Source organism: Mitsuokella apri, from assembly GCF_051886055.1.
Classification (GTDB): domain Bacteria; phylum Bacillota; class Negativicutes; order Selenomonadales; family Selenomonadaceae; genus Mitsuokella.
Map to the genome: position 1 here is coordinate 1 of NZ_JBJEXT010000034.1, position 10,644 is coordinate 10,644.

The 10,644-nt window shown below is 56.8% G+C and carries 9 protein-coding genes; all 9 read right to left on the reverse strand.

The window, feature by feature from the left end; translation table 11 throughout:
• Positions 1-143: 143 nt before the first annotated feature.
• Positions 144-272, reverse strand: coding sequence for a hypothetical protein (locus ACI4OH_RS04550; protein WP_435720702.1), 129 nt, complete (start codon positions 270-272; stop codon positions 144-146).
• A 393-nt stretch (positions 273-665) separates the two neighbouring features.
• Positions 666-4,925, reverse strand: a complete 4,260-nt coding sequence (locus tag ACI4OH_RS04555) for an acyl-CoA dehydratase activase-related protein (protein WP_435720703.1) — start codon at positions 4,923-4,925, stop codon at positions 666-668.
• 245 nt (positions 4,926-5,170) lie between these two features.
• Positions 5,171-5,965 (reverse strand): tRNA pseudouridine(38-40) synthase TruA, encoded by a 795-nt coding sequence (truA, locus tag ACI4OH_RS04560; protein WP_435720704.1) that lies wholly within the window; start codon positions 5,963-5,965, stop codon positions 5,171-5,173.
• 33 nt (positions 5,966-5,998) lie between these two features.
• Positions 5,999-6,790 carry an energy-coupling factor transporter transmembrane component T family protein gene (locus ACI4OH_RS04565; protein WP_435720705.1) on the reverse strand — a complete coding sequence of 264 codons (792 nt, stop codon included), beginning with the start codon at positions 6,788-6,790 and terminating at the stop codon, positions 5,999-6,001.
• 1 nt (position 6,791) lies between these two features.
• Entirely contained in the window at positions 6,792-7,742 is a 951-nt protein-coding gene (locus ACI4OH_RS04570; protein ID WP_435720706.1) for an energy-coupling factor transporter ATPase, read from the reverse strand.
• Positions 7,743-7,744: 2 nt separating this feature from the next.
• Positions 7,745-8,677: an energy-coupling factor transporter ATPase gene (locus ACI4OH_RS04575; RefSeq protein WP_435720707.1), complete on the reverse strand. Its 933-nt coding sequence runs from the start codon at positions 8,675-8,677 to the stop codon at positions 7,745-7,747.
• A 184-nt stretch (positions 8,678-8,861) separates the two neighbouring features.
• Positions 8,862-9,200 (reverse strand): 50S ribosomal protein L17, encoded by a 339-nt coding sequence (rplQ, locus tag ACI4OH_RS04580; protein WP_432647164.1) that lies wholly within the window; start codon positions 9,198-9,200, stop codon positions 8,862-8,864.
• Positions 9,201-9,218: 18 nt separating this feature from the next.
• Entirely contained in the window at positions 9,219-10,178 is a 960-nt protein-coding gene (locus tag ACI4OH_RS04585; RefSeq protein WP_439784248.1) for a DNA-directed RNA polymerase subunit alpha, read from the reverse strand.
• 49 nt (positions 10,179-10,227) lie between these two features.
• The coding region (rpsD, locus tag ACI4OH_RS04590; RefSeq protein WP_439784249.1) for a 30S ribosomal protein S4 at positions 10,228-10,644 on the reverse strand (417 nt) is incomplete at its 5' end.

Here is a 10,644-nt window from a genome sequence, read left to right on the forward strand (position 1 = left end):
AACAGGGTCATATGTCCTTGCGTTGGGGAACGCGCGCCGGGGAATGGTTAACATCTCACAAGGGGCGGGGGCCTGTATTTCGGCTTCTTTTTTGTTTACATCTCATAAGGGCGGGAGGGCACCATTCCGGTTTCGTCACTCCGTTAAATGGGCCGCAGGATACGGCTGCAGCGCTTTTGCTGCTTCGCCGTCTGCCACGGCGTTCCTACATCCTGAACAAAGAACGTACGCTGTGCGGCCCAGCCCTGCGGGCAATCACTCCGTTCCTGCAAGCGCAATGGTGCCCTCCCGCCTAGTTACGTCGTACATTTAAGCTCGATGAGAAAGATACTCTGCAGCTAGGGCGGGGAGACCTGTTTCGCCTGCAGGCGTGCAGCGACCGCCCGCAGGGCTGAACCTCAAGAAGCACTCAGCAAAAAGATACGATGTGAGAACGCCGCGGCAGGCGGCGAAGCGTCTTAGAAAAACTCTATGCCATGAGGTTCATTTTAGCGGAACGCCGAAGCCGAAACAGGTCTCCCCGCCCCTTTGCCAAACGTAACTTCTTTCCCCGAACTCCGAATCCTGCAAACTACGCAAACTAAAAAAGAAGGGAACTATCCGAATCTGCTGGACAGTTCCCTTCTTTATCGAAGTATCTTTAGAAGTATCTTTAATTGTGCGTTTCAACGCTGCTCTGCCTCGCGGCTTTCTTCTTCGGCGATTTCTTCGCCCTTTGGCCCGCGCTCTTTTGCTACGGCGAGCATGAGTTTGAGGCGGTTGAGCTGGTTGACTTCGGAGGAGCCTGCATCGCAGTCGATGGCGGTGAGGTTTGCTCCTTTATAGCTCTCGCGCAGTTCGTGCATGACGCCTTTGCCCGTGATGTGGTTCGGCAGGCAGCCGAACGGCTGGAGGCAGACGACGTTGGGCACGCCTTCGTCGATGAGTTTGACCATTTCGCCTGTCAGGAACCAGCCTTCGCCGGCCATGTTGCCGAGGCTGACGTGGCGCGAGGCGAGTCTTGCCGTATCGTCAATCTTATGCGGCGCGCGGAAGTGGCGGCTGTTCTTTAAAGCCTTGCGCATCGGCGCGCGGTAGAAGTTGATGATGTTGATGAACATGCGGCCAAAGAAGCTGCTCTTTTTCTGGCCGTCGAGCAGTTTGTGCTTGACAATTGGGTCGTAGGCCGAATAGAGGAAGAAGTCCACGAAATCCGGCATGACGACTTCGGCGCCCTCTTCCATCAGGACCTTCTCGATGTGGTTGTTGGCCACCGGATGGTACTTCGCGAGGATTTCACCGACGATGCCGACTTTCGGCTTCCAGAGGTCTTCGTCAATCGGGATGTTGTCGAATTCCTTGACGATCTGCTTGACCGTGCGCTGGAATTTGAAGTAGCCGCAGTCACGCAGCACTTCCTTGCATTTTGCCATCCACTTGTCGTAAAGGCGCTGGGTTTCGCCCTTCTGCAGTTCGTACGGCATCATGCGGTTTTTGACATTCTGCAGGAGGTCGCCGAAGATCGCGGCCTTGATGGCGGCGACGAGCATCGGGCGCGTGAGGCGGAACGAATCCGTCTCTTCGGGCAGGCCGTGCACGGCGAAGACCGGCACCTGCGGGAAGCCCGCGTATTTGAGGGCCTGACGCAACACGCTCATGTAGTTCGTCGCGCGGCAGGCACCGCAGGTCTGGAACATTGCGATGCTCGTGTGGTCGGGGTCGTATTTGCCCGACTTCAGGGCCGCGAGCAGCTGGCCGATGACGACGATGGACGGATAGCACATGTCGTTGTTGACGTAGCGCAGGCCGAGGTCGATGGCCGCCTTGTCCGGCATTTTCGGCACGACGAGGTTGTAGCCGAAGTCACGCATGACGGATTTGATGAGCTCGAAGTGAATCGGAGCCATCTGCGGCGCGAGGATCGTGTGCGTCTTTTTGCATTCCGCCGTAAAGTGCGGGCGCTCGATGGGCTTAATTTCCTGATACGGCACGGGTTTGCGGCGTGCAAGCGCGGCCATGAGAGAACGCAGACGGATGCGCGCGGCGCCGAGGTTCGAGACTTCGTCGAGCTTGATCATCGTGTAGATGCGGCTGTGCGACTCGAGGATGTCGCGGACCTGTCCCGTCGTCAGCGCGTCGAGGCCGCAGCCGAACGAGCTGAACTGAATCAGCGTGAAATTCGGATGCTCCGCGACGAACTGCGCGGCGTGGTAAAGGCGCGCATGATAGCTCCACTGGTTGACGATCTTGAGGCGCGCAGCCTTGACCGGCATATGGTAGACCGCGTCTTCCGAAATGATCGGCAGATGATAGCTCTGGATCATCTCCGGAATGCCGTGGTTGATCTCGGGGTCGATGTGGTACGGACGGCCGACGAGCATGATGACCTGCTCGCCCGTCTTTTCGGCGCGTTCAAGGATTTTTTTGCCGTAGTCGCGCACATCCTGACGGTACTGCGCGAGCTCCCTGTAGGCCTCGTCGACGGCTTCGGCAATTTCCTTTTTGCCGAGGCCTTCCCGCTCGCCGAGTTCTTCATAAAGGCGCTCAGCCATGCGCTTTTCATCGTTGATTGGCAGGAACGGCTCGATGAAGTCGATGTTCTTCTCGCGCAGGATGTCCATGTTGCCGCGGATGTTCTCGGCGTACGAAGCGACGATTGGGCAGTTGTAATGGTTCTCGGACGGATGCTTGTCATCGACCATGTTGTAAGGCTCGCACGGATAGAAAATCTTCGTGACGCCCTTTTCGATGAGGTCCATGATGTGGCCGTGCGCTAGCTTCGCCGGATAGCACAGCGAGTCGGACGGCACCGTCGCCATGCCCTTGAAGTACATCTTCGCGCTCGATTTGCCCGAAATGACGACCTTGTAGCCGAGTTTCGTGAAGAACGTGAACCAGAACGGATAGTCCTCGTACATGTTCAGGACGCGCGGGATGCCGATCGTGCCGCGTGACGGATGCTCAAGCGGCTCGTAGAATTTGAACATGCGGTCGTATTTATATTGGTAGATATTCGGCGTGTCCGATTCTTTTTTCTGGCCGCCGATGCCGCGCTCGCAGCGGTTGCCCGTGAAGTACTTGCCGCCGTCGGGGAACTTCTGCATCGTGATCAGGCACTTGTTGCCGCAGCCGCGGCAGCGGTACGAGCTCGTCGCCACTTCGAAATGGTCGAGTTCGTCTGCTGAAAGCAGGCTCGATTTTTCCGTACCCGCTTCGAGAGCCAGGATGGCCGCGCCGTACGCACCCATGAGGCCCGCAATATCGGGGCGGATGACATCACGGTCGAGGAGTTTTTCCATGCAGCGCAGCACGGCGTCGTTGTAGAACGTGCCGCCCTGTACGACGATGTGGTCGCCGAGTTCGCGGACATCCTTGAGCTGCATGACCTTAAAGAGCGCGTTCTTGATGACGGAGAAGGCAATGCCGGCCGAGATGTCGGCGACATCGGCGCCCTCTTTCTGTGCCTGCTTGACCTTCGAGTTCATGAAGACCGTGCAGCGCGTGCCGAGGTCGACAGGAGCTTTTGAGTCGATGGCCTTGGCCGCAAACTCGGCCGGCGTCATGTGCAGACCTTCGGCGAAGTTCTGGATGAACGAACCGCAGCCGGCCGAGCACGCCTCATTCAGCGTGATGTTGCCGATGCTGCCGTCCTTGACGAAGAAGCACTTCATGTCCTGACCGCCGATATCGATGACAAACGTGACATCGGGGCAGAATTCCTGTGCCGCCCGCAGGTGCGCGAACGTCTCGACCTCGCCGCCGTCAGCGTGCAGCGCAGCTTTGACAATGGCCTCGCCGTAGCCCGTGGTCATGGCACCGGCGATATGCGTGCCCTCAGGCAGGGCCGCATAAAGTCCCTTCATCTCTTTGACGACCGTCTTTAAAGGCGAGCCCTGATTGCTGCCGTACGAGGTGTAGAGGATTTCCTTGTCCCTGCCGATGGCCGTGATTTTCGTCGTCGTCGAGCCCGCGTCGATGCCGACGTAGACCGGGCCGCGGTACGATTTGAGGTCGCCGCGCTTTACCTTGTCCTTGTCGTGGCGGGCCTTGAAAGCCTCGTAGTCCGCACGGTTCTCAAACAGCGTGAAGTCGGCCTTGCGCGTCTCGCGGGCCGCGGCCTGTTTGGCCTTCTCGATGCTTTCTTCGAGGCGTTTGACGTCGATGACCTCGGCCTCATCGGAAAGCGCCGCGCCCATCGCGACGAAGTAGTTGCCGTAGTCGACCTTGACGACGTGCTCATCGTCGAGCTTCAGCGTCTCAATGAAGCGTTTGCGCAGCTCCGGCAGGAAGTGCAGCGGGCCGCCGAGGAAGGCGACGTGACCGCTTATGGGACGGCCCTGTGCGAGGTTGCCGATGGTCTGATTGACCACGGCCTGGAAAATGGAGAGCGCAATGTCTGCCTTTTCCGCACCATCATTCATGAGCGCCTGAATATCGGTCTTGGCAAAGACGCCGCAGCGCGAAGCGATCGTGTAGATCTGCTTGCCCTTGGCCGCAAGGTCGTCAAGCCCCTTGGCATCCGTTGATAAAAGCGATGCCATATGGTCGATGAAGGAGCCCGTGCCGCCCGCGCAGACGCCGTTCATGCGCTGCTCCGGTGCATCGCCGAAGTACGTGATTTTCGCGTCCTCGCCGCCAAGCTCCACGACCGTATCCGTCTGCGGAATCAGCTCTTTGACGGCCGCCGCGCAGGCGATGACTTCCTGCACGAAAGGCAGGCCGATGCGCTGTGCGATACCCATGCCGGCTGAGCCCGTCAGGGCGAAAGAGAATTTCCTTTCACCAACGATGGATTTCAGATGCGTCAGATTCTCCTGCAGGGCGTTGCCGATCTCCGAAAAATGGCGGGCATAATTCTTGTAGAGAATTTTCTTCTCATGGTCGAGCACAACGAGCTTGATGGTCGTCGAGCCGACATCAATCCCTACGTTCAATACTGATTTCATTTTTACACCACCTAGTGTCCTGGATTTATTCTGAAAAATATATGAAGACCCCCCTTTTCAGGGTCACATTATATTCTAACCTATATAAAGGGACCGTGCAAGTCCGGAAGTTACTGACAAATTCAAAAGCCCCGCTTCTTTTTGAGGAAACGAGGCTGAAAATGAGATATCTTATCAAATTTTAGCGGCAAAGACGCCAAAAATAAGCATAAATGCTGTATTTTGACTTTTCGACATTTTACTTTTCAAAAGTGAAAGGACTCGCCATAATCGACTTCGGCGAGAAAAAGGCCGCAGGCAGGGGCCGTGGCCGAAGCTTTCTGACGGTCCTTCGCTTCGAGAATCTCCTTGAAACCTTCCGGCGTGATATAGCCGAGACCGACATTCGCGAGCGTCCCGATGATGTTGCGCACCATGTGGTAGAGAAAACCGCTGCCGTGGATGCGGCATTCGAGCTGCCCGCCCGCAATTTCCGTGAGTGAGACGTCGTACATCGTGCGCACGGGACTCATCGGCGCGCCGCCGCTCGCGCGAAACGACGTAAAATCATGTGTGCCGAGAATCATATTGAGAGCTTCGCGCATGGCCGCGAGGTCGAGAGGACGCCGGATGTACCACGCGTAGCGCGCCGTCATGGGATTCGGCACCCCGCCCTGCTGAAGGCGGTAAATGTACGTCTTGCTCTTGGCGCTGTGACGCGCGCTGAAGTCAAAATCCGCCTCGCCGGCAGCCTGAATGGCGATATCACTTGGCAAAAGGCTGTTGACGGCGCGCACGATGCGGTCTGTCGGAATGCGTCCGTTCGTAAAGAAATTGACAACCTGCCCGTAGGCATGAACACCGGCATCCGTGCGGCCCGCAGCCGCGAGCTCGATGCTGTCGCCAAAGACGACGGCGAGTTTTTCTTCCAATATATTCTGCACGGCCACAATCGGCGGCGTCTGACGCTGAAAGCCGTGATAGGCCGTGCCGTCATACGCGACCTTTAAGACAACATTGCGCGCGCGGGCCTTCATCTCGGCCTTGTGTTCCCGTTTCATAAAATGGCAAAATTCCCTTCTATTTATATAGTATCAGCGCACGGCGATGACGGCGGCAATCAGCAGGACCGTAAAGCCCCAGGCCACATAGTCAATGCTCGTGACTTTCAGGGCCTTCATCTGCGTCCGCCCCTCGCCGCCGCGGTAGCAGCGCGCCTCCATGGCCATCGCGAGGTCATCGGCACGTCGGAAGGCTGAAAGGAACAAGGGCACCAGCACCGGCACAAAGGCTTTAAGGCGTTTGGCGATGCTGCCGTCCTGAAAATCCGCACCGCGCGACTGCTGCGCTTTCATGATGCGGTCCGTCTCCTGTATCAGCGTCGGCACAAAGCGCAGCGCAATCGTCATCATCATTGCGAGTTCATGGGCCGGCACGCCGAAACGCTTAAAAGGAGACAGCAAGTCTTCCATGGCATCCGTCAGCTTAATCGGGCTGGTCGTAAAGGTCAAAAGCGACGACAGCAGAATCAAGAGCACCAGTCTCAGCGAAATATAGAAGCCCTCGACAATGCCCTCCCAGGTCAGGCTGAAAATCCAGACCTGCGCGAGCTCCTCGCCCGGCGTGCTGAACAGGTGGATGACAAAGGTGAAAAGGATAATCCACCAAAGCGGCTTTAACGAACGCAGCATCGTGCCCATTGGCACTTTTGATAAGAGCATGAGCACAAACGTCAGAGCCGTCAGCATGGCGTACGAAATCGCACTGCGGCAGACGAAAATCAGCACGAGGTAGAAGAACAGCAGCACGACCTTCGTGCGCGGGTCGAGCCTGTGCAGGATGGAACTCCCAGGAAAATACTGGCCAATCGTGATATCGGATAACATCTCAGCACGCCCCCTTCCCGTTCTTGTCTTCCTTATCTTTTATATCTTTTCTGTCTTTACTGCCGTTTTTCTCTCTATGGTCCTGCAGCAGCCTGCGGCAGACGTCTTTAAGGCATTTATGAGCCTCCTCGAAATTCAGGCAGTCCGTGCGCACGGGCAGGCCCGCCTCTTTCATGCGCGCTAAAAGCTCCATGACATGAGGCGGCCTGAGGCCTGCCTGCGCAAGCATCGCGTTATCCTGAAACACTTCTTTTGGCGAGGCATCCGCGATTTTTTCCGCCTGACTCATGATGATGACATGGTCAGCAAGGCGCGCGATGTCGTCCATGTTGTGCGAGACGAAGATGATCGTGACGTTCTTCTTTTCGTGCAGATAGCGGATGGTCCTGGTGAGTTCCTCGCGGCCGCGCGGGTCGAGCCCCGCCGTCGGCTCATCGAGCACGAGGTACTCCGGCTTCAGCGCGAGCACGCCCGCAATGGCCACGCGGCGCTGCTGGCCGCCGCTGAGTTCAAACGGCGAACGCTCTTTGTATGTCTCGTAGTCGAGGTGCACGAGCTGCATGGCTTCCCTGACGCGCGCTTCAACTTCTTCTTCGGCAAGGCCGAGATTGCGCGGGCCAAAGGCGATATCCGCAGCAATCGTCTCCTCAAAGAGCTGCTGCTCCGCATACTGGAAGACCATGCCGACCTTCAGGCGCATGCGCTTGGCAGATGCGCGCTCCTTTTTATTTTTCGGGTTGATGTCGACGCCATCGACAAGCACGCGGCCGCTTGTCGGCTGCAGCAGGCCGTTGAACTGCTGCAGCAGCGTGGACTTGCCCGAGCCCGTATGGCCCGCAATGGCCGTGAACGAACCTTCCTCGATGGTCAGCGAGACATCCTTGAGCGCCTGATGCGCAAACGGCGTCTTCGGCATATAAATGTAGTCGACATGCTCCAATGTAATGGCCAAGGTCAGCAGCCCCCTTTCGGACTCGGAACATCCCGCACCGCTTGCTTCGCCTGAACAGGCTGAACGGGCGTATCTTTACCCTTTTTTGCTGTCTGCCCCGTTTGCAATGCCAAAACAGCCTGCACGAGTTCTTCGTCGGTCAAAATGTCTTTGGGCAGAGGCAGGCCGTCATGGCGCAGCGCGAGCCCCAGCTCCGCCGCGAGCGGCACATCGAGGCCGAGTTTTTTGAGCATGTCCGCTTCGGCAAAAACCTCGCGCGGCGTGCCGTCCCTGACGACATGGCCTTTGTCCATGACGATGACGCGGTCCGCAAAACTCGCCTCTTCCATGAAATGCGTGATGTGCACGATCGTGATGCCCTGCTCCCTGTGCAGGCGGCGGATGGTCTCCATGACCTCGCCGCGCCCCTGCGGGTCGAGCATGGCCGTGGGTTCATCGAGCACGAGGCACTTTGTCTTCATCGCGAGGGCCCCGGCAATCGCCACGCGCTGTTTCTGACCGCCGGACAGCAGATGCGGCGCGAATTTGCGGTAATGCGTCATATGGACGCTTTCGAGCGCCTGCAGCACGGACTCGCGAATCTCATCGGGCTTCATGCCGAGGTTCTCGGGGCCAAAGGCCACGTCGTCCTCGACAATCGCCGCGATGAGCTGGTTGTCGGGATTCTGAAAGACCATGCCGACCTGCTGCCGGATTTTCCAAAGGTCTTCCTCGGACGCCGTATCCATGCCCGCCACGCGGCAGCTGCCCGAAGACGGAATCAAGAGGGCGTTGAGGTGCTTCGCCAGCGTCGACTTGCCCGAACCATTCGCGCCGAGTATCACCACGAATTCGCCCGCCTCAATCTGCAGCGTGATATCATCGAGAGCCCTGTGCTCCTGCTCTGTCCCCGCATGGTAATCATGCGAGAGATGCTCGAGCTCGATAAAAGCCATGGCGTCTCCTCCTTAACTCAAAATCTTATCCATAAAATACAACGCTCTCATTATACCGCAGATTCTAAGTCAACACAAACAAAAACCTCGGTTTACAATCCACGCAGCCGGTGAATTTCCCTGCAAAAGGGCAGAAAAAAAGACCGTCTGCAAATGCAGACAGCCTCTTGAAATCCGTATCAGATTACACCAATTCGATGATGACCATCGGAGCAGCATCGCCGCGGCGAACGCCGAGCTTCAGGATACGCGTGTAACCGCCCTGGCGGTCAGCGTACTTGCCTGCGATCTCATCGAAAAGCTTTCTTACTACATCTTCATCAGCCAGCTCAGCGATTGCCTGGCGACGAGCGCTGAGGTCACCGCGCTTTGCGAGCGTGATGAGATTTTCAGCGAACTTGCGAAGCTCTTTAGCCTTAGCTTCCGTCGTCTCAATGCGGCCATATCTGAAGAAGGAAGTGAGAATGCTCTTAAGCAGCGCCTTGCGGGCTGCAGAGTTACGTCCTAATTTTCTGTAGCTCATTGATTTCCCTCTTTCCTGTCAGTCGTTGTTTTGTTTGAGCGTTAAACCGAGTTCCTCGAGCTTCTTCTTGACTTCCTCAAGAGATTTGCGTCCGAGGTTGCGGACCTTCATCATGTCGTCTTCCGTCTTCTCAGCAAGGTCAGCGACCGTGTTGATGTTGGCGCGTTTGAGACAGTTGAAGGAACGTACGGAGAGGTCGAGGTCTTCAATGGTCATATCGAGGACCTTCGAAGAATCGTCCTCTTCCTCTTCCGGGAAGGATGCTTCCTCTTCCTCCTCTTCCTCCGGCAGACCGTCCATGTTCTGGAACAGCTTCAGGTGCATGACGAGAATGCCAGCAGCCTTGCTGACTGCCTCTTCCGGACGAAGCGAACCATCGGTCCAGACTTCGAGGATCAGGCGGTCATAGTCCGTGACATTGCCTACACGCGTATCCTGTACCGTGTAGTTCACGCGTTTGACCGGAGAGAAGATGGAGTCGATTGGAATGACACCAATCGTATCGTCCGGCTTCTTGTTCTTGTCAGCCGGAACGTAGCCGCGGCCGCGCTCGACGGTCATCTCAATCTTGAGTTTGCCGTCTTCGTTGACCGTAGCAATGTGGAGGTCCGGGTTAAGGATCTCGATGTCGGCATCACAGATGATGTCGGCAGCCGTTACCTCTTTTTCTCCCTCAACATCGATGCGGATGATTCGCGGCTCGTTGCCTGACATCTTGAGGCAGAGCTCTTTGAGGTTGAGGACGATGTTCGTCACATCATCCCGGACGCCCGGAATCGTGGAGAACTCATGGAGTACGCCATCGATTCGGATGGAGGTAATCGCAGCACCTTCGAGAGAAGACAGCAGCATGCGGCGCAGGCTGTTGCCAAACGTCGTGCCGTAACCGCGTTCGAGCGGCTCGCAGACGAATTTGCCGTAGCGGTTGTCTTCACTGATTTCCGCAATTTCAATTTTCGGTTTCTCGATGTCTATCATCTTGAATGAACCTCCTCAATAACACTATGCACAAAGGCACAAATATTCATTATTTGGAGTACAACTCGACGATAGCCTGCTCGTTGACAGGAACATCGATCTCGTCACGGTTCGGGAAACGCGTTACCGTGCCCGTGAGGTTGGCCTGATCGGCCTGGAGCCATGCCGGAGCAGACAGTGCGTTGCTCGACTCTTTGAGCTCTTTGAAGAAGGCATTGCTCTGGCTCTTCTCAGCTACAGCAATGACATCGCCTGCGTTAACGAGTGCGGACGGGATATCAACGCGTTTGCCGTTGACCGTGAAGTGGCCGTGACGAACGAGCTGACGAGCCTGACGGCGCGTGTTAGCGAGGCCAAGGCGGTAAACGACATTGTCGAGACGGCGCTCGAGAAGGCCGAGGAGGTTTTCACCCGTAACGCCCTGCATCTTCTTTGCTTTATCGTAGTATCCACGGAACTGCTTCTC